Origin of the sequence: Mycobacterium triplex (assembly GCF_000689255.1) — a bacterium.
GTDB lineage: Bacteria > Actinomycetota > Actinomycetes > Mycobacteriales > Mycobacteriaceae > Mycobacterium > Mycobacterium triplex.
Genome location: NZ_HG964446.1, coordinates 2144201 through 2163201 on the forward strand (window position 1 = coordinate 2144201; position 19001 = coordinate 2163201).

Consider the following 19001-nt stretch of genomic DNA (forward strand, 5'->3'; position numbering starts at 1 on the left):
GGCGCGAAACCCTATGCCTGCACGCGGGCGTCGAGGTGCTTGAGCGCGGCCTCGGCGCCGTTCCACCCCGGGATGCCGGTTACACCCGGACCCGGATGCGTGCACTGCCCGCAGAGGTAGAGGCCCTCGACCGGGGTGGCGAACTTGTCCTCGCCTTCGACGACGCGGCCGGTCCACAGCTGGTTGGGCTGCAGCAGACCGTGTGAGTAGTCGCCGGCGTGCGCGCTGAAGGTGCTGCCGAAGTAGCGGTTCGAGAACACCACACGGTTGGTCACCGAGTCGGCGAAGCCCGGCGCGAACTTGTCGAAGATGCCCACGCAGGTGTCGGCGTATTGCTCTTTCCAGCTTCGGTTTTCGTCGGCGTCCAGCCCGGTGGGGAAGTAGGGCGTGAAAATCGTTGCGCTGTGCTTACCTTCGGGCGCCAGCGACGAATCGACCATGCTCGGTATGTACAGGTAGGTGGGCGGCGCGTCGGGCAGCATGCCCTTGCGGTATTGCTCCCACGCGTCGCTGATGTATTCCGGCGACGGTGCGTAGGCCACGGTCGGACACCACTGCCCGTTGTCCTGCATGAAGGGCTGCAATCGCTCGATCCATTGCGGCGCTTGGTCAATGGTGAGGTGTGCCTGGATGTAGCCCAGGTTGAAGTTGATCTCCTTGATCTTGCGGATGTAGTCGGGCGGAAAGTGTTGTGCGCCAGCAAGATTAACAAACGTGGTGTACGGGTCGAGCGACGACAGCACCACATCAGCGGAAATCGTTGTGCCATCCCGTAACTCGACCCCGGCGGCGCGGCCGTTCTCGACCAGGATCTGCTTGACGTGTTGCTTCATCTGTACCTCGGCGCCGAGTGACTCGGCGCGCCGGCACAGCGCGGTGCTCAGCGCGCCGATGCCGCCGCGCGGCATGATGTATTCGACGTTGCCGCCGCCGATCAAATAGTGGTACAGCGTCGACGCATTCGAGCCCGGAGTCCACGGTCCGCCGTCGAACGCGTCGATCGACATCGCGGCCAGCGAGCCCTGGATGCAGCGGCCCTGGTCGGGCGCCAGGAAGCGCCGGACCGTGTCCATCGTGCTGCCGTACCACATCTGGGCGAAGTCATGGCGGTCCTCGGGCGTCGGCTGGGAGGCGATCACCTCGATGATGTCCAGCGGTGGGCCGAACGCCGAGTCGACGAAGTAGGGCGCGAATCTTCCGATGTGGGCGAACAATCCGCCGAGCGCGGTCGCGACGTCGGCGCCGTGATCCTCGAGCAGATGGCGCCCCATCCGCTCCAGGTCGTTGTACATCACGAACGGGGTGTCCTGCGCGTCGCCGAAGGTGCACGTCGAGGTCCACTGGTCCATCAGCTCGAAGCCCCACTTGGTGAGCTCCAGGCGGTCGGTCATCTCCTGGCGCCAGATCAGCACCGCCCAGGCGCCGACGCTGTGCTTGTACCCGTCGAAGAGCTCCCGGGTCGCTGCCATGCCGCCGAGGAAGTGCGCACGTTCCAGGACAAGCACCTTCGCGCCGCCCTTGGCCAGCACATTCGCGGCAACTAAACCGTTGTGACCTGCTCCGATGATGATCGCGTCATAGTCGGCCATGCTGACTCCTCCGGTGCTGATCCGTCGACTTCAGGCACAATGTCACATGTGACATATTTGCGTCAATGGTGACATTTGGTGTCTGCTTACTCCCGTGGCATCTCGTAGTCAGCGGACGCGTCAGGCGCTGTTACAGGCGGCGATGAAGCGTTTCGTCGCCGATGGCGTGCACCAAACCAGCGTTTCCGACATCGTCGCCGACGTCGGGGTGACCGAGCGCACCTTCTATCGGCACTTCCCGTCCAAGCACGCGGTGATCTTCGCCGACTACGACATCGGCTTCGAGTGGTTCGCCCGCGCGCTGGCGTTGCGCCCGCGTGGCGAACCCATCACCGCGTCGGTGCGAAAAGCGGTGGACGCCTTCCCTTTTGACTTCGCGATGGTCCGCGAAGCGGCCACCATCCGCTCGCGCGACCTCGACCAGGAGATCATCACCACGCACATCGGGCGGATGCGCGATCAGGTGGCCGCCGAGATCGCTCGCTTCATCCACGAACGATCGAAGCCGACCGCCGATGGGGCCATGATCGCCGATATCGCGGCGCACAGCCTGGCGACGGCGGTGTTCGCTTCGCTGGAGGCGTGGATGGGCAAGGGGGGCGAGGACATCAATGAGCTGAGCCGCCTGACCGACATCGCGTTGAGCGCCCTGGAAGATGGACTTACGCACACCCTGCGAGAGGCCGGATTGGATTGAACGCCGCGACACGGAGACACAAGTTGTTGTGTTGCACCGGCTTGTCGGCCCCCAGGGGTAGTGTTTGTGGTCCAAGTAACAGCAAACAGTCCAGCAGCCGATTTGGTGTGTGAAGTGGGGTTCTGGTGACCGAAAACATGAAGCTGATCGACCGCGCTTCGGCGATCAACTGGAACCGGGTGCAAGACGAGAAAGACGCCGAGGTCTGGGACCGGCTGACCGGAAATTTCTGGTTGCCGGAGAAGGTGCCGGTGTCCAATGACATTCCGTCCTGGGGAACGCTGACCGCCAACGAGAAGCAACTCACGATGCGCGTCTTCACCGGGCTGACATTGCTGGACACCATCCAGGGCACCGTGGGGGCGGTCAGCCTGATTCCCGATGCGCTGACGCCGCACGAGCAGGCCGTCTACACCAACATCGCCTTCATGGAGTCCGTGCACGCCAAGAGCTACAGCTCGATTTTCTCCACGCTGTGCTCGACGGCCGAGATCGACGACGCGTTCCGCTGGTCGGAGGAGAACCCCAACCTGCAGCGCAAGGCCGAGATCGTGATGGAGTACTACCGCGGCGACGAGCCGCTCAAGCGCAAGGTTGCCTCCACGCTGCTGGAAAGCTTCCTGTTCTACTCCGGCTTCTACCTGCCCATGTACTGGTCGAGCAGGGCCAAGCTGACCAACACCGCGGACATGATCCGGCTGATCATCCGCGACGAGGCCGTGCACGGTTACTACATCGGCTACAAGTTCCAGCGTGGTCTGGCGATGGTCGACGAGGCCAAGCGCACCGAGCTCAAGGACTACACCTACGAGCTGCTCTTCGAGCTCTACGACAACGAGGTGGAGTACACCCAGGACCTTTACGACGAGGTCGGGCTGACCGAGGACGTCAAGAAGTTCTTGCGCTACAACGCGAACAAGGCGTTGATGAACCTCGGGTACGAGGCGCTGTTCCCGCGCGACGAGACCGACGTGAACCCGGCGATCCTGTCGGCGCTGTCGCCCAACGCCGACGAGAACCACGACTTCTTTTCCGGCTCGGGGTCGAGCTACGTGATCGGCAAGGCCGTCGTCACCGAAGACGAGGACTGGGACTTCTAAAGCGCTCGCCAGCTGAAACCGGTGAGCAATGACGGGCCCGTGGGGGCAACAGACTTCCGTCGCGCCTTGGCGCTGATTCAGCACGGCGAGCGCGGCGACGAAGCCGGCATGCGCGTCATCATCGACGACGAGGTCCTGCCCACTGACCGGTTGCCGCAGCTGATCCGTGCCACCGTATCGATCTTTTGGCAGCTGGTGGCGCAGCTGTGCGAACCGCACGAAATCGCCGAGATCGGCCGAACCCTGACCACGGCGTCCACGGCCGACGACTTCGATCTCGACCGCGACAACCGACTGGTGGCCCGGATCGCGATGGCACAACACGCGGCAGATCTCAGCGCCGAGTACGACGTGATCCGCGACGCCGACACCGCGCCCGACGGTCTGGTCCGTCTCGGGCTCACCGCCGCCGGTGTCGTCTCCGCGATGCTGCCCCAGCTACGCACCGATGCCGGCCGGCAATTGCTCAACAATTTGGCGATGCAGGCCCTCCGCGAGGAGAACGGCTAATGCGCAACTAGCTGGATGCCCACATTTTGCGCGGTCTTCGGCACTTGCCGATAGCCTCCGCCCCATGGCACAGGCGGTCGTCATACGAAATCGTCAAGGACGCGCGGTTGCAGTCAATGGTGAGCGCCGCGCACCGCGGCGCAGGCGACCCGTGGTGGCCGGCCGCGCACGATCCCGGCGCGTCGAACCGCCGTCCCCGAATCCGCCGCCGGCCAGTGCTCGAAAGCGCCACGAATTGCGTTGGTGGTTCACCGAACTCATCATTCCGACGGTCGTCGCGCTCGTCACCGGCGCGATCGTCGCGGTGGGCACCATCAAGGGACAGGCCCTGCTCGACGACGCTCGCGAGGACCGGGCGCTGCGGCTGGAAAATCTTCGATTCGTCCGCGATCATTCGGCCGTCGACCCCAATCAGCCGCGACCGTTCGGCGGTCTTGATCTGAGCGGACAACACCTGCGCGGGCTGCAGTTGGCAAACGCCAACTTCGACGACGCCAACCTCGAGGCAGCGATCCTCAACAACTCGAATCTGCACCGCGCGAGTTTCAATTACGCCCGCCTCCGCAACGCGGATCTCACGGCCGCCGATCTGTCGGAATCAGATGTGGAAGGCGCCGATCTGAGCGGCGCGGACTTGGGTCGCGCCAACCTTGCCGGGGCGATCTTGGATCAAACCGTGCTGTACGGGGCCGACCTGAAGACCGCCAGTCTCCGCGGCGCCTCGTTGACGTGCATCTACTACGACGCCGCTACCTCGTGGCCTGCCGGGTTCGTCCCTCCACCACGTGGTGACCAGCGCTGTGAAGCCAGGGGAGGGCGCCGCCGCTAGTGGGAGGTTTTAGCTAATGCCGCAGACTCCCATGCCGTCCGGGCAGTCGATTGTGCATCCCGCGGTCGCGGACGCGGCGAAGGCGAGGACCAGGGCGACGAGGAGTTTGCTCGTGAAACCAGACATGACCACTCCGTTCTTCCGGGCTGGGCCCGGGCCGTTGTCGGCTCGCTCATCGTAGTTCGCTGGAGCCGCAAAGAGACGAAATTGCCCGGATGGCCTCCGAACGCCGACCGCTGGATTTCCAGCACCAGATGTTCAGGTCGTGAACGGAATGTGAATTGTCGCCATGGTCGTACGCCACGGCAGCGTCCCTACCCTGAGACTGATGGGGTGTCGGAACATCACTCTCACAAGCACGCGAAATTCCTCAAGTCAGTGATCCGCTGGCTGGACGTCGGCTACCCGCAAGGTGTTCCCGGCCCCGACCAGGTGGCGTTGTTCGCCCTGCTGCGGAGCACCCCCCTGACCCAGGAGCAGCTCGAAGAGGTTGCTCACAACATCGCCGCGAAGGAATCCCAGCCAGGAGCTGACGGCGTCGTCAGCAAGGACGAGATCGCCGAGTTCATCACCAAGATGACCCACCACGACCCGGGCAAAGAGAACATTCAGCGCGTGGCCGCCACGCTGGCCGCCGCCGGCTGGCCGCTGGCCGGCATCAGCGTCAGCGCGGTAGCCCCCGACGACGAGCACGCCGCCGCGGCGGAAGAAATCGCGTGGCGCCGCGACGACCTGGCCGAGGGCGTCTCATAAGGTCGAGATGTCGATGACGAAGCGGTAGCGCACGTCGCTGGCCAGCACCCGCTCGTAGGCCTCGTTGACGTAATCCGCTTCGATGACCTCGATTTCGGGGGTCACCTGGTGCTCGGCACAGAAGTCGAGCATCTCCTGGGTTTCCGCGATGCCGCCGATGTTCGAGCCCGACAGGCTGCGGCGTGCCAACGCCAGCGGGAACGCCCCGATCTCCATCGGGTGCTCGGGGATGCCCAATTCGACGAGCGTGCCGTCGACGTCGAGCAGGCCGACGTAGTCGTCGAGCTTGAGGTTCGCCGAGACCGTGTTCAGGATCAGGTCGAAGCTGCTGCGCAACTTCTTGAACGTGTCACGCTCGGAGGTGGCGTAGTAGTTGCTGGCGCCCAGCCGCAGCCCGTCTTCCATCTTCTTCAGCGACTGCGACAGCACGCTCACCTCGGCGCCCATCGCCGCGCCCAGCTTGACCCCCATGTGGCCCAGGCCGCCGAGGCCGATGATCCCCAGCCGCGTGCCCGGGCCGGCCTTCCAGTGGCGCAGCGGAGAGAACAGCGTGATGCCCGCGCACAGCAGCGGCGCCGCCTTGTCCAGCGGGAGCGAGTTCGGGATGCGCAGGACGAAGTTCTCGTCGACGACGATCGCCTGGCTGTAGCCACCCATCGTCGGGGTGCCGTCCTTGTCGGTGGAGTTGTAGGTGAAGATCGCACCCCGCTTGCAGTACTGCTCGAGCCCGGCCTCGCAGCTGCTGCACTGGCCGCAGGAGTTCACCATGCAGCCCACGCCGACGTGGTCGCCCACCTTGTGCTTGGTCACTTCCGCGCCGACGGCGGTCACCACGCCGGCGATCTCGTGGCCCACGACGACGGGGTAGTTCGGCACGCCCCATTCGGATTTGGCGGTGTGGATGTCGGAGTGGCAGATGCCCGCGAACTTGATGTCGATCGCCACGTCGTGCGGACCCGGATCGCGGCGGGTGATGGTGGTCTTGGTCAGCGGCTCCGTCGCCGAAGTGGCGGCATACGCGGAAACAGTGCTCATAGCGATCCCTTTTCGATTCGGTTGCGTCCTAGAAAAGCTTAGCTAAGGTAAAGGTTTCAGGCCAATCGAGCTTGATCACACATGAGCTTATGACGATGTGTGCCGACCGTACCGGCCGCCGTTAGTTGATCGCGGCGTTGACCAGGCGCAGGTCATCCACGATGCCCCGGGCCGCGAGCACGCCCTCACCCGTCTGCCATACCTCGTCGTTGACGATGTAGACGCGGTTGTCGCGGTTGGCGGACAGTTTGCGCCACGGGGCGCTGTCCAGAATCGTCGCGGCGCGGTCGGCGGCGGCGCGGTTGGCGCAGGACATGTAGATGACGTCGGCCTCGGCCGCCGAAAAATCCGCGCCCTTGGCCAGGTCGGCGTCGGTCGCGCCGATCTCGACGTAGGGCTTGTCGGTGAACCGCTGGGATGCCGGCCGGTCCACTCCGACCGCGCCGAGCACGCTGGCCGGAAAGTTGTTGGCGCCGTAGATCCGCAGGCTGTTGACGGTCAGCTGGACAACCGACGCCTGGAAGTGAGCCGCGTCGTGGGAGGCGCCGATTTGGTTGGCCCGCTGGGTGAAACCGTTGATCAGCCCGTCGACAGCGCCGCGGCGCGCCGTCGCGCCGCCGACGATGCGCAGGTTGTCCTGCCATGCCGCCCCGGGTGCCGCGGTGAATACCGTCGGCGCAATCGCCGCGAGCCTCGGATACGTCCGCGGCGTCAGCGCGACCGAGCCCAGAATCAGGTCCGGGTGCAGCGCGGCGATCGCGCGCAGGTCGGGATTGCCGCGGGTGCCGACCCCGGGCAGGGCGTGCACGGCCTCGCCCAGATAGGAGGGCTGACTCGACGAGTCGTCGGGCAGGGCCGCGGCGACGATGCGCGACTGCAGGCCGAGCGCACACAGGGCGTCGAGCTGATCGCCGGAGAGCACCACGATGCGCTGGGCCTCCGCGGGCACCTGGACCGAGTCCGGAGTGACCCCCGCGGCGTTCTGGGCCTGCCGGGTCTCGGGTCCCGCATCGGCCGGGGCCGCGTCTCGCGCGCACGACTCGTCGGGCTTGCGGTCGTTGCCGAGCACCCCGGCGCCCGCGATCTGGGTGGTGGGTGTGACCAGCGACCGGGTCGAGGGCCCCTTGGAGCCGGACTGTCCGGCGCCGCAGCCGCTGCCCGTCGCGATCGCGGTTGCCGCGATCGCTGCGACGGCCATCAGACGTCCAACGGAGCGTCGCCTGTCGCCGGATTGCACGCGTTTCTCCTATGTCAAGCCGCTGCCGGTTGGCAAGGCTGATTGCGGGTTTGGTCGTCGGTGTGGAGGTGGTGGAACACCACGCGGGCCAGGCGGCGTTTGAGGCAGCGCAGGGCCTCGGTGCTGGAATCTCCGTCGGTCAGTCGCTTGCGGTAGTAGGCCTGGCCGAGTCCGTCGATGCGAATCTGGGTGACCGCGATGCGATGTAGCGCGGCATTGAGTTGCCGGTTGCCCGAGCGGGTCATGCGCACCCGACCGGCGGTGTTTCCCGACCACACTGGGATCGGTGCCACGCCGCTATGGCGGGCGAAGGCTGGCCTCGCTCTTGAATCGGGTTACGCCGGCGGTTTCGCCGACCAGTTTGGCTGCGGTCAGCTCGCCGCAGCCGGGCATCGCCAACAGTGCCGGAGCGATCGCACGGACGCGTTCGCCGATGCGTTTGGTCAAGGCATTGATGGCTTCGGTGAGTCGGGTGACGTCGGCCAGCTCATCACGAGCCAATTCGGCCACCAAGCCGGGCACGGTGTCCAACCACGCCCGCAGCACGTCGCGGTGCTTAGCCAGATCCAACGAAGCGGCCTTGGGTGCATGGGAAGGATCGAGTTCGTGAACTCGCCACAACAGCCGGTTGATCGTCGAGGTTCTCTGTGCCACAAGATCTTCACGCCGATCCACCAACAATTTCAATTCCCGCGATGTCTCGTCATGAGAGGCCACCGGCAAATCCGGTTCACGTAAGAACGCCCGCGCCACCGCCAACGCGTCGATCGGATCGGACTTACCCCGGGTCCGCGCCGACTTACGGGTCAGCGCCATCAACTTCGGTGGTACCCGCACCACCTTCTGACCGGTAGTCAACAGGTCGCGCTCCAAACGAGCAGACAGGTGCCGACAATCCTCGATCGCCCAGACCAGCTCCACACCGAACTGATCGCGGGCCCACCGCAATGCCCGGCGATGGCCGGCAGTTGTGGCGTCCACGACCTTCTCGCCGAGCTTTCGGCCAACCTCGTCCACGGCGACAAACGTGTGGGTGCGCTTGTGGACATCGGCTCCAACAACAACCATGGAGGTTGCCTCCTTCACTGTGAGGTGACGGTTGGGCCGGTCGGCGGACACATCTCAGTCGGGGGCGACGCCACGCTCCTATCAAGTCACGCCGGCCGGTCCTTCACACCTGATGCCGACAAAACCCATGAACGCCAACCCGAGGGCGGCAGCGACGCTACGAGCCAGACACCAGGTGACCAGGATCCAACCACCGCTCTACGCGGCAACCTCACCCTGACACTGAGATCGACGCTAACATCCGGGCAGCTGGGAACCGGTCCGCGGACGCGGCCCGGCGCCCCCGATGAACCAATTACGACAGTTTGTAGGACCAGCACTGCCACCGGCCTGATAGGGAGCTAAGATTCGGTAGAACCCCTGTCTGGGATGGATGTTTGGAGGAGCTGTTGACAGCCGAAGCGCCCCCGTTGGGAGAACTCGAGGCCGTTCGGCCGTACCCGGCCCGCACCGGTCCCAAAGGGAACCTGATCTACAAACTGATCACGACCACCGATCACAAGCTGATCGGCATCATGTACACGGTCACCTGCATCGTCTTCTTCTTCGTCGGCGGGCTGCTGGCGCTGTTGATGCGCACCGAGCTGGCCGCGCCGGGTCTGCAGTTCTTGTCGAATGAACAGTTCAACCAGCTGTTCACCATGCACGGCACGATCATGCTGCTGTTCTACGCGACCCCGATCGTGTTCGGCTTTGCCAACCTGGTGCTGCCGTTGCAGATCGGCGCACCCGACGTGGCCTTCCCGCGGCTGAACGCCTTCTCGTTCTGGTTGTTCCTGTTCGGCGCCACGATGGGGCTGGCCGGTTTCATCACGCCGGGCGGCGCGGCCGACTTCGGCTGGACCGCTTACACCCCGCTGACCGACGCGATCCACTCACCCGGCGCCGGTGGCGACCTGTGGATCATGGGACTGATCGTCGCCGGTCTGGGCACCATCCTGGGTGCGGTCAACATGATCACCACTTGCGTGTGCATGCGTGCACCGGGCATGACGATGTTCCGGATGCCGATCTTCACCTGGAACATCATGGTGACCTCGATCCTGATCCTGATCGCGTTCCCGTTGCTGACCGCCGCGCTGTTCGGGCTGGCGGCCGATCGTCACCTGGGCGCTCACATCTACGACTCGGCCAACGGCGGAGTTCTGTTGTGGCAGCACCTATTCTGGTTCTTCGGCCACCCCGAGGTGTACATCATCGCGCTGCCGTTCTTCGGCATCGTCTCGGAGATCTTCCCGGTCTTCGCCCGCAAGCCGATCTTCGGCTACACCACGCTGGTCTACGCGACGCTGTCGATCGCCGCGCTGTCGGTGGCGGTGTGGGCCCACCACATGTTCGCCACCGGAGCCGTTCTGCTGCCGTTCTTCTCGTTCATGACCTATCTGATCGCGGTGCCGACCGGGATCAAGTTCTTCAACTGGATCGGAACGATGTGGAAGGGCCAGTTGACCTTTGAGACGCCGATGCTGTTCTCGATCGGCTTCATGGTCACCTTCCTGCTGGGCGGACTGACCGGGGTCCTGCTGGCCAGCCCGCCGCTGGACTTCCACGTCACCGACAGCTACTTCGTGGTCGCGCACTTCCACTACGTGCTGTTCGGCACCATCGTTTTCGCCACCTACGCCGGAATCTACTTCTGGTTCCCGAAGATGACGGGCCGGCTGCTCGACGAGCGGCTGGGCAAGCTGCACTTCTGGTTGACGTTCATCGGCTTCCACACCACGTTCCTGGTGCAGCACTGGCTGGGAGACGAGGGCATGCCGCGCCGCTACGCCGACTACCTGCCCACCGACGGCTTCCAAGGGCTGAACATCGTTTCGACGGTGGGCGCATTCATCCTGGGCGCCTCGATGTTCCCCTTCGTATGGAATGTCTTCAAGAGCTGGCGCTACGGCGAAGTGGTCACCGTCGACGACCCGTGGGGTTACGGCAACTCGCTGGAGTGGGCAACCAGTTGTCCGCCGCCGCGGCACAACTTCACCGAGCTGCCCCGAATCCGTTCGGAGCGGCCGGCTTTCGAGCTGCACTATCCGCACATGGTGGAGCGCATGCGTGCCGAGTCGCACGTCGGTCGGGCCCACGGCAAAGAGGGCCACGACGTAACCCGACTCGACGACGTAGGCGTCCGCAGCTAGGGGTTCATAGCGGGTGAGCACACCACCTAAGGTGTCGGTGCTGATCACCGTCACCGGCGTGGATCAACCGGGTGTGACGTCAGCGCTCTTCGACGCGCTCTCCGGCCACGGAATCGACCTGCTCAACGTCGAGCAGGTGGTCATCCGGGGCCGCCTGACCCTGGGCGTATTGCTTTGCTGCCCACCGGAAGTCGCCGAAAGCATCGTGCTGGGCGACGATGTCGAGGACGCCATCCACGCGGTGGGCCTCGACGTCACGATCGAGCGCAGCGAGGCCGTGCCGATCATCCGCGAGCCCTCGACGCACACCATCTTCGTGCTGGGCCGGCCCATTACGGCCGGGGCGTTCGGCGCGGTGGCCCGCGAAGTCGCGGCGCTCGGCGTCAACATCGACCTGATCCGCGGCGTCTCCGACTATCCGGTGACCGGCCTGGAGTTGCGGGTCTCGGTGCCGCCCGGAGCCGACGGCCCGCTGCGGGCCGCGCTGAACAAGGTCTCGTCCAACGAGGGCGTCGACGTCGCGGTCGAGGACTACACCCTGGAGCGGCGGGCGAAGCGGCTCATCGTGTTCGACGTCGATTCGACGCTGGTGCAGGGCGAGGTCATCGAGATGCTGGCGGCCAAGGCCGGCGCCGAGGGCCGGGTCGCCGCGATCACCGAGGCCGCGATGCGCGGCGAGCTGGACTTCGCGGAGTCGCTCCTGCAGCGGGTGGCCACCCTGGAGGGCCTGCCTGCCACGGTGATCGACGAGGTCGCCGATCAGCTGGAGCTGATGCCCGGCGCGCGGACCACCCTGCGGACCCTGCGACGGCTGGGCTATCACTGCGGCGTGGTCTCCGGCGGGTTCCGGCGCATCATCGAGCCGCTGGCCGCGGAGCTGATGCTGGACTTCGTCGCCGCCAACGAGCTCGAGATCGTCGACGGCAAACTCACCGGTCGGGTGGTCGGGCAGATCATCGACCGGCCCGGGAAAGCCAAGGCGCTGCGGGACTTTGCGCAGCAGGCCGGGGTGCCGATGGCACAGACCGTGGCCGTCGGAGACGGTGCCAACGACATCGACATGCTGGCCGCGGCCGGGCTGGGGGTGGCGTTCAACGCCAAGCCCGCGTTGCGTGCGGTCGCCGACGCGTCGTTGAGCAGCCCGTACCTGGACACGGTGTTGTTTCTGCTCGGCGTCACCCGCGGCGAGATCGAGGCCGCCGATGCCGTCGACGGCGAAGTGCGCCGCGTCGAGATTCCCCCCGAGTAGGACGCTCGCGAGGCATGCGGCACGATGATCGGGTGCCCGAAACAGGCTCTGAAACAGACTCTGAAACAGACAGCCCCGTGGCCGATCCCGATCTGTTGATCGACTTCAGAAACGTCTCGCTGCGACGCGGCGAGCACGTCATGGTCGGGCCGCTGGATTGGGCGGTCGAACTCGACGAACGTTGGGTGATCATCGGCCCCAACGGGGCGGGCAAGACGTCGTTGCTGCGCATCGCCGCGGCGGCCGAGCACCCGTCGACCGGCATCGCGTTCGTGCTCGGCGAACAGCTGGGCCGAGTCGACGTGTCGGAATTGAAGGCCCGGATCGGGCTCAGCTCTTCGGCTTTGGCGCAGCGCATCCCCACCGACGAAGTCGTGCGCGATCTGGTCATCTCGGCCGGTTACGCGGTGCTGGGCCGCTGGCGCGAACGCTACGAGGAAGTCGACCATCAGCGCGCCGTCGACATGCTCGAGAGCCTGGGCGCCGAGCATCTGGCCGATCGCACCTACGGGACCTTGTCCGAAGGGGAACGCAAACGGGTGCTGATCGCCCGCGCGCTGATGACCGACCCCGAGCTGCTGCTGCTCGACGAACCCGCCGCGGGTCTGGACCTGGGCGGCCGTGAGGAACTGGTGTCCCGCCTGGCGGACCTGGCCGCCGACCCCGACGCACCGGCCCTGGTTCTGGTCACTCACCACGTTGAGGAGGTGCCACCCGGCTTCAGCCACTGCATGCTGCTGTCGGAGGGTGCGGTGGTGGCCGCGGGGTTGCTGTCCGATGTGCTGACGGCGGAGAATCTGTCGGCCGCTTTCGGGCAGTCGATCGCGCTGGACGTCATCGACGGGCGGTACTTCGCGCGGCGCGTCCGTGCCCGTGCGGCGCACCGGAGGAGGCAGGAATGAGCACCACCCCCGAGCCGCTGCCGACCAGGCCGGCGGCCACCGTGATGCTGATCCGCGACGTGCCCGGCGGCGTGAAGACCTTCCTGATGCGCCGGCATTCGAAGATGGAGTTCGCGCCGGGCACGATGGTGTTCCCCGGCGGCGGCGTCGACGACCGCGACCGCAATGCCGATATCGCGTGGGCGGGTCCGCCACCGGACTGGTGGGCACAGCGGTTCGGCATCGAGACCGACCTGGCCGCGGCGCTGGTGTGCGCGGCGGCGCGGGAGACGTTCGAGGAGTCCGGGGTGTTGTTCGCCGGCCCGGCCGACGATCCGGACGAGATCGTCGGCGACGCTTCGGTCTACGCCGACGCCCGCCGCGCCCTGGACGACCGGACGCTGTCGTTCGCGGATTTCCTGCGGACCGAAAACCTGGTGCTGCGCTCGGACCTGCTGCGGCCGTGGGCGAACTGGGTCACCCCGGAGGCCGAACGCACCCGTCGCTACGACACCTACTTCTTCGTCGGCGCCCTGCCGGAGGGGCAGCGGGCGGACGGGGAGAACACCGAATCCGACCAGTCCGGCTGGTCGACTCCACAGGCCGCGATCGACGACTTCGAGGCCGGGCGTTGTTTCCTACTGCCGCCGACCTGGACTCAGCTGGACTCGCTGGCCGGGCGCACCGTCGCCGAGGTGCTGGCCGTCGAGCGCCAAATCGTCACGGTACAACCACATTTGGAGATCCAGGGGGATAACTGGATCTTCGAGTTCTTCGACTCCGACCGCTACCACCAGGCCCGGGAAAAGGGCGGCATGGGGTGGCGGCATTGAGCGAGTTCGTCCACGTCGTGGTCAGTGACGGCTCGCAGGACGCCGGCCTGGCGGTGCTGCTCGTGTCGCGGCCGCCGACCAACACGATGACCCGGCAGGTGTACCGGGAGATCGCGGCCGCGGCCGCCGAGGTGGGGGAGCGAGACGACGTGGCCGCGGTGATCCTGTTCGGCGGCCACGAGATCTTCTCCGCCGGCGATGACATGCCCGAGCTGGCGACGCTGAGCGCGGCCGAGGCGGACACCGCGGCGCGGGTGCGCGCCCGGGCCATGGACGCCGTGGCGGCCATCCCGAAGCCGACCGTGGCCGCGGTCACCGGTTACGCGCTGGGCGCGGGCCTGACGCTGGCGCTGGCCGCGGACTGGCGGATCAGCGGTGACAACGTGAAATTCGGGGCGACCGAGATCCTCGCCGGTCGGACCCCCGGCGGTATGGCCCGCTTGACCCGCGCGGTCGGGGCGAGCAAGGCCAAGGAGCTGGTGTTCAGCGGGCGTTTCGTAGACGCCGAGGAGGCGCTGGAGCTGGGCCTGATCGACGAGATGGTGGCCCCCGACGACGTGTACGACGCCGCCGCGGTGTGGGCGCGGCGCTTCCTCGACGGGCCGCGAGGCGCACTGGCCGCCGCCAAGGCCGGCATCAACGCGGTGTTCGGGGCCGGGGTTTCTGAGGCAAACTTCTGAGCCGCGGCGAACGGGAGCGATCGCCGGCCTCGCTTCTCCGGCCGTGACTCCCATTCCTAGGTTGTGGGTACCTTCGCGGCGATCTGATGCGCGATGTTGACGCCGTCGTTGGACTGGGCGTCGGCCCGGTTTGAACTACATGCTTCGACGTCAACGACGACGTTGTTGGCCACCGTCAGCGCCCGCTGACAGGTTTGCCAAGTCCACGTCGAACCGGCGGCGGTAAAGCTGGCGCTCAAAGTGCCGTTGGTGTTGGCGACGGGCCCTACGGTCCGCACGATGTCTGGTCTGCCGGTCACCGTCTTGATGAATTGTCGGTTGGCGCAAGCCGGCCAGTTTTGGGCGGAGGAGTCGAAGAAGGCGCCCGCTTCGTGCGCGGAGTGAAACACCGCCACACCCTGATCGGTGAGATGAGTCCAGGTGGTGCCGGGCTCGCGCAGCACCTGTTCACGAAAGGCCCTCCACCCGCTGTCCGCATACACCGGGGCTAGCAACGGACCGCCAATCGGTCGGCAAGCCTTGTCCGGCACGTCGGCACTGTTGTCACCCATTGCGGTGAGCGTGCGCACGACCATCATCCCGTTGGCGCCCATCGCGGTGTTGATGTCGACGGGGCTGAGCAGCAGCCCGTCCAGTGCACCTTCCGCGACAGGAGATGGCCCGGCCGGGGTGGGCGGCGGGGGGATTTGAGTAGCGGTGGAGGGCTGCGCTGCTTGGGTTGAAGATGCGGGAGAATGTGGTCGTAACACGTAGCCCGCGATGCCGGTGCCGACGGCCAGGATTACCACCGAGGCGACGATCAGGCCCAATTGCACCGGGCGGCGTTGGCGACGCCACCACGACGCGAGTTGCGGTGTGGGGGTCTCGGGTACCGGGCCGTGTTGGGTTGCCACGGGGATGGGGTCGACGACCTGTGCTTGGGCGGCAAGTTCGGTCACCGGCATCGATGCCGCTGTGTTCGCCGCGAAAGCTGCTGCCGTGGGCGGGATTTGGGATGCCCGGGCAATCGGTGCGGTGATGGCATCGGTCGCGGCGTTGGCTAGCTCGATGGTGGTGGCATACCGCTGGTTTGGGTCTTTGGCCATGCCGGTCGCGATGACGTCATCGACAGCCGGAGGTACATCCGGTCGTGTGGTCGAGGGCCGAGGCGGCGGGGCATTGAGGTGTGCGGTGATCAGGTGGGCGGTAGTGCTGCCGGAAAAAGGCGGCTCTCCGGTGAGGGATTCATACAGGACGCAGGCCAGCGAGTAGATGTCGGCGCGGGCGTCCTCGTCTGCGCGGGCGTCTAGACGCTCGGGTGCGATGTATTGGAAGGTACCGATTGTGTCGCCGGACTTGGTCATTCGCGTTTCATCGATCGCACGGGCGATCCCGAAATCAATCAGATAAGCGAAGTCGTTGTCGTCGAGCAGGATGTTGGACGGCTTTATGTCCCGATGTAGCAGTCCCACCTTGTGTGCGGCATGCAACGCCATGGCGACTTGCTCGATGATGCGTACTGCGCGCGCGGGATCCAGGGGCCCTTCGGCCAGTGCGGTTTGGAGGTCGCGACCTTCGATCAGCCGCATATCGACATAGAGCTGGCAATCGATCTCGCCGTAGTTGTGGATCGGTATGACGTGCGGGTCGTTCAGTCGCGCTGCCGCGTGGGCCTCTCGGCGGAAGCGGTGTTTGAATTCTTCGTCGTCAGACAGAAAGGCGGGCAAGAGCTTGATGGCAACGATGCGGTCGGTTTCGGTGTCGTGGGCCCGCCATACTTCGCCCATACCGCCGCGGCCCAACAACTCCACCAAGCGATATCGCCCGAACGGGGTCCCGTCCATATCAACCTCCCGGTGGCAACGGTCGAAGACACGATAAGCCCGACGAGGTGTTCGCAGCTAGGAATCCGAACAGATGCGGACCGAGCCGTCCGGCCACTCTTAGGTGGCTGCCGTAGGCAGCGTTTGTGGACGAACTCGTGACTGTGGATAACGACGCCGGGCGCCGCCTACGGCGGGGTTGTGGGCTGTGGTTTGTCGCAGTCGGCTGTGAGGATGGGGTTATGTCGATCGGGTCGTCTTGCGTGGTGGTGAGCCCTAAGGAGCGGCTGGAGGTGTTGTTTGGCGAGTTGGCGGAGTTGACCGGTCAACGCAACGCGATTGATGCCCGCATTGTGCAGATCACCGCCGAGATCGACCACGACGGGTTGTGGGGGATGACCGGTGCGCGGTCGGTGGCGGCGTTGGTGGCCTGGAAGACCGGGTCGTCGCCGGCCCACGCCCACACCATCGCCACCGTGGCCCACCGGCTCGACGAGTTTCCGCGCTGCGCTGCGGGGATGGCCGAGGGTCGGCTGTCGCTGGATCAGATCGGGGTGATCGCGGGCGGGGCGGGGCAGGGATCCGATGAGCACTACGCGGCACTGGCCTCGGTGGCCACCGTCAGCCAGCTGCGCACCGCGGTCAAACTCGAACCACGACCCCACCCCGAGCCGGCCCGGCCGGCCCCGCCCGCCTCGATCAGCAAAACCGCCACCGAGGAGTCCACCTGCTGGCGGATCACCCTGCCCCACCCCGATGCGGCGAAGTTCGAGGCGGCGCTGGCCTCGCACCGCGACGCCCTGATCACCGAATACAAACAGGACCACGCCACCAGCGCCGGTGATTTGGTGCCCCCATTCCCGGGGACTGTGGAGGCGTTTCTGCGCCTGGTGCAGACCGGCTGGGATGCCGAGGCCACCCGCCGCCCGCACGGCCAGCACACCACCGTGGTGGTGCACCTCGATGTGGCCCAGCGGGCCGCGGCGCTGCATCTGGGCCCGCTGCTGTCCGACGCCGAACGCCACTACCTGACCTGTGATGCCACCGGCGAAGTGTGGTTCGAACGCGCCGGTGAGCCTATCGGCGCCGGGCGCACCACCCGGCTGATCAGCCGGCGGCTGCGCCGCGCGCTGCAACACCGCGACCGCACCTGCGCGGTGCCCGGCTGCGGGGCCACCCGCGGCCTACACGCCCACCACATCGTGCACTGGGAAGACGGCGGCCCCACCGAACTGGCCAACCTGGTCCTGCTCTGCCCGTATCATCACCGCCTGCACCACCGCGGCGGCATCACCATCACCGGACCCGCCGACCACCTCACCATCACCGACAGCACCGGCCAACAGCTGCGCCCGGGATCACTCGCCCGCCCACCAAAACGTCCCCCACCCGATGTGCCACCCTGCCCCGGACCCACCGGCGAACGCGCCCACTGGTGGTGGTACCAACCCTTCCAACCACAACCACCACCAACCAACTGAGCCCCAGTGCTCAAACCTATTGGGGCATAGACGATTTCGCCTGCGACGTTCACAACCCGCACCGCCGCCGGACCGATGCCCAGCGATATTGGTTGTTTGTTCCAGTCGCGTCCGGAACGGTCATGCGTCCAGTGCTGCGACTTCAACGCCGACGGATACCCAGCGTTCCCGGACTTCTCGGATCTTGTCGGCAGGAGTCGAAAGCAATACTCCGAAGGCCGCTGGCGGGCTGAGTTCGTCACGGTAGTAATCCCTGTAAAACGGCATCGCATTGGCGAACCAACGAAACACCTCCAGCTGATTGGCCAGGATCAAGTGAGCATTCGTAATTTCGGTCAAATAGCCCCGAGGAGGCGGCCTTCCGGTGCCTGCACTCACCATGTTGTCCAAGTCGCGCATAAAATCATCAAACGCATCCGCATTGCGGCCGAACCACTGCGGGAAGTCCCACGCCTCGGCGAAAGCATCGTAAATGGCATCAACGGTCGTGATGTCTGCGCCCTCGACGCTCCGAACCTCAATCCCAGCCAGGGGTGCCAGCGGGGATTCGGCGCGAATACCCACACAGGGCCCGCGATCAGCGGCCTGTCTTAGAAATTCGTCAATGTTCAAGGTGTGTGCCATCGCTATCGCAGCCTGCGGAATGTTCCGTAATGATCATCGGTATACCAAGCCGATCCGTCAGTACCGGTGACGATTCGCTCGTCGTCGCGTTTCCGATCTGGGTCCCTCGGGTTGACATCCCACTCTGTATAGGTGATCGGTTCGCCAGACGAGTCATTGGTCGGCAGGGGTGGCGGCTTTCCGGGCGGTGCGTTTCGAAAGGGACTTCCACCCTTCGTGCCCGGCGCTTTCGCAGACCCGGGCCACTTTCCCGCGTCGATCTGCTCGAGTGTGTCTCTGACATTTGTCGGTATCTCGCCTCCGCCCGCGCCTCCCCTCGGCGGCTGAGCCCCTCCGCTGCCTTTTCCACCTCCGCCAGAGCCGCCCTTCCCGCCGATGGGACCACCGCCGCCCTGGACCGTTCCGGTTTTTGGATCGAACTGCGTCGGGCCCGGTTGAACCGGCTCGAACGGCCCATGAGCCGGTTGATCGGTTTAGGGGTCCCAAGGGTGGTCCAGC

16 protein-coding genes and 2 pseudogenes are annotated in these 19001 nt (G+C 65.8%); 11 read left to right on the plus strand and 7 right to left on the minus strand.

The genetic code is table 11. The features are described 5' to 3' along the window. Positions 1–11: 11 nt before the first annotated feature. Positions 12–1589: a phytoene desaturase family protein gene (locus BN973_RS10100; RefSeq protein WP_036467830.1), complete on the minus strand. Its 1578-nt coding sequence runs from the start codon at positions 1587–1589 to the stop codon at positions 12–14. A 94-nt stretch (positions 1590–1683) separates the two neighbouring features. Between BN973_RS10100 and BN973_RS10105 the strand changes: the two genes are divergently transcribed. The 5 genes from BN973_RS10105 (at position 1684) to BN973_RS10125 (ending at position 5478) form a co-directional block, all read left to right on the plus strand. Then, entirely contained in the window at positions 1684–2286 is a 603-nt protein-coding gene (locus tag BN973_RS10105) for a TetR/AcrR family transcriptional regulator (RefSeq protein ID WP_139830334.1), read from the plus strand. A 125-nt stretch (positions 2287–2411) separates the two neighbouring features. Next, a complete protein-coding gene (gene nrdF, locus BN973_RS10110) occupies positions 2412–3386 on the plus strand; it encodes a class 1b ribonucleoside-diphosphate reductase subunit beta (RefSeq protein WP_198048908.1) in 975 nt (324 codons plus the stop codon). Between the two features lie 39 nt (positions 3387–3425). Beyond that, positions 3426–3896 carry a hypothetical protein gene (locus BN973_RS10115; protein ID WP_139830333.1) on the plus strand — a complete coding sequence of 157 codons (471 nt, stop codon included), beginning with the start codon at positions 3426–3428 and terminating at the stop codon, positions 3894–3896. A 64-nt stretch (positions 3897–3960) separates the two neighbouring features. After that, positions 3961–4725, plus strand: coding sequence for a pentapeptide repeat-containing protein (locus tag BN973_RS29910; RefSeq protein ID WP_169718258.1), 765 nt, complete (start codon positions 3961–3963; stop codon positions 4723–4725). A 333-nt stretch (positions 4726–5058) separates the two neighbouring features. Next, positions 5059–5478 (plus strand): DUF3349 domain-containing protein, encoded by a 420-nt coding sequence (locus BN973_RS10125; protein ID WP_036467836.1) that lies wholly within the window; start codon positions 5059–5061, stop codon positions 5476–5478. Here the strand turns inward: BN973_RS10125 and BN973_RS10130 are convergent. The 3 genes and pseudogenes from BN973_RS10130 to BN973_RS10140 all read right to left on the minus strand — a co-directional run bounded on the left by BN973_RS10130 (position 5473) and on the right by BN973_RS10140 (position 8836). After that, positions 5473–6513, minus strand: coding sequence for an NAD(P)-dependent alcohol dehydrogenase (locus BN973_RS10130; protein WP_036467837.1), 1041 nt, complete (start codon positions 6511–6513; stop codon positions 5473–5475). The two genes, BN973_RS10125 and BN973_RS10130, sit on opposite strands and share 6 nt — an antisense overlap. A gap of 121 nt (positions 6514–6634) precedes the next feature. After that, positions 6635–7711 carry an iron-siderophore ABC transporter substrate-binding protein gene (locus BN973_RS10135; protein ID WP_036467838.1) on the minus strand — a complete coding sequence of 359 codons (1077 nt, stop codon included), beginning with the start codon at positions 7709–7711 and terminating at the stop codon, positions 6635–6637. A 53-nt stretch (positions 7712–7764) separates the two neighbouring features. After that, positions 7765–8836, minus strand: a pseudogene (locus BN973_RS10140) (IS110 family RNA-guided transposase). Between the two features lie 371 nt (positions 8837–9207). On the opposite strand from BN973_RS10140, the gene ctaD reads away from it, so the two are divergent. The 5 genes and pseudogenes from ctaD to BN973_RS10165 all read left to right on the plus strand — a co-directional run. Beyond that, positions 9208–10953 (plus strand): aa3-type cytochrome oxidase subunit I, encoded by a 1746-nt coding sequence (ctaD, locus tag BN973_RS10145; RefSeq protein WP_036472248.1) that lies wholly within the window; start codon positions 9208–9210, stop codon positions 10951–10953. Between the two features lie 13 nt (positions 10954–10966). After that, complete coding sequence (gene serB / locus BN973_RS10150) at positions 10967–12202, plus strand: phosphoserine phosphatase SerB (protein WP_036467840.1); 1236 nt, start codon at positions 10967–10969, stop codon at positions 12200–12202. Between the two features lie 14 nt (positions 12203–12216). Beyond that, positions 12217–13104: an ABC transporter ATP-binding protein gene (locus BN973_RS10155; RefSeq protein WP_084163356.1), complete on the plus strand. Its 888-nt coding sequence runs from the start codon at positions 12217–12219 to the stop codon at positions 13102–13104. Next, positions 13101–13916 carry an NUDIX hydrolase gene (locus BN973_RS10160; RefSeq protein WP_036467843.1) on the plus strand — a complete coding sequence of 272 codons (816 nt, stop codon included), beginning with the start codon at positions 13101–13103 and terminating at the stop codon, positions 13914–13916. The genes BN973_RS10155 and BN973_RS10160 overlap by 4 nt, the downstream gene beginning before the upstream one ends. After that, positions 13913–14584, plus strand: a pseudogene (locus tag BN973_RS10165) (enoyl-CoA hydratase); the annotation flags it as partial. The gene BN973_RS10160 and the pseudogene BN973_RS10165, both read left to right, overlap by 4 nt. Positions 14585–14652: 68 nt before the next feature. Here BN973_RS10165 and BN973_RS29915 read toward each other — a convergent pair. After that, positions 14653–16419 (minus strand): serine/threonine-protein kinase PknH/PknJ, encoded by a 1767-nt coding sequence (locus tag BN973_RS29915; RefSeq protein WP_051641206.1) that lies wholly within the window; start codon positions 16417–16419, stop codon positions 14653–14655. 221 nt (positions 16420–16640) lie between these two features. Here BN973_RS29915 and BN973_RS10175 point away from each other — a divergent pair, with 221 nt between their 5' ends. After that, complete coding sequence (locus BN973_RS10175) at positions 16641–17879, plus strand: HNH endonuclease signature motif containing protein (RefSeq protein WP_036467845.1); 1239 nt, start codon at positions 16641–16643, stop codon at positions 17877–17879. Positions 17880–17999: 120 nt separating this feature from the next. Here BN973_RS10175 and BN973_RS10180 read toward each other — a convergent pair whose 3' ends face one another. After that, positions 18000–18503, minus strand: a complete 504-nt coding sequence (locus BN973_RS10180; protein WP_036467847.1) for a barstar family protein — start codon at positions 18501–18503, stop codon at positions 18000–18002. A gap of 2 nt (positions 18504–18505) precedes the next feature. After that, a complete protein-coding gene (locus BN973_RS30435) occupies positions 18506–18880 on the minus strand; it encodes a ribonuclease domain-containing protein (RefSeq protein ID WP_084163596.1) in 375 nt (124 codons plus the stop codon). Positions 18881–19001 lie beyond the last annotated feature (121 nt).

What these genes read in the sequence shown, in the direction of transcription:
- BN973_RS10100 (WP_036467830.1), bottom strand. Translation starts at nt 1,589, where the DNA reads ATGGCCGACTATGACGCGATCATCATCGGAGCAGGTCACAACGGTTTA.
- BN973_RS29910 (WP_169718258.1), top strand. Translation starts at nt 3,961, where the DNA reads ATGGCACAGGCGGTCGTCATACGAAATCGTCAAGGACGCGCGGTTGCA.
- BN973_RS10130 (WP_036467837.1), bottom strand. Translation starts at nt 6,513, where the DNA reads ATGAGCACTGTTTCCGCGTATGCCGCCACTTCGGCGACGGAGCCGCTG.
- BN973_RS10135 (WP_036467838.1), bottom strand. Translation starts at nt 7,711, where the DNA reads ATGGCCGTCGCAGCGATCGCGGCAACCGCGATCGCGACGGGCAGCGGC.
- BN973_RS10155 (WP_084163356.1), top strand. Translation starts at nt 12,217, where the DNA reads ATGCGGCACGATGATCGGGTGCCCGAAACAGGCTCTGAAACAGACTCT.
- BN973_RS10160 (WP_036467843.1), top strand. Translation starts at nt 13,101, where the DNA reads ATGAGCACCACCCCCGAGCCGCTGCCGACCAGGCCGGCGGCCACCGTG.
- BN973_RS29915 (WP_051641206.1), bottom strand. Translation starts at nt 16,419, where the DNA reads ATGGACGGGACCCCGTTCGGGCGATATCGCTTGGTGGAGTTGTTGGGC.
- BN973_RS10175 (WP_036467845.1), top strand. Translation starts at nt 16,641, where the DNA reads ATGTCGATCGGGTCGTCTTGCGTGGTGGTGAGCCCTAAGGAGCGGCTG.
- BN973_RS10180 (WP_036467847.1), bottom strand. Translation starts at nt 18,503, where the DNA reads ATGGCACACACCTTGAACATTGACGAATTTCTAAGACAGGCCGCTGAT.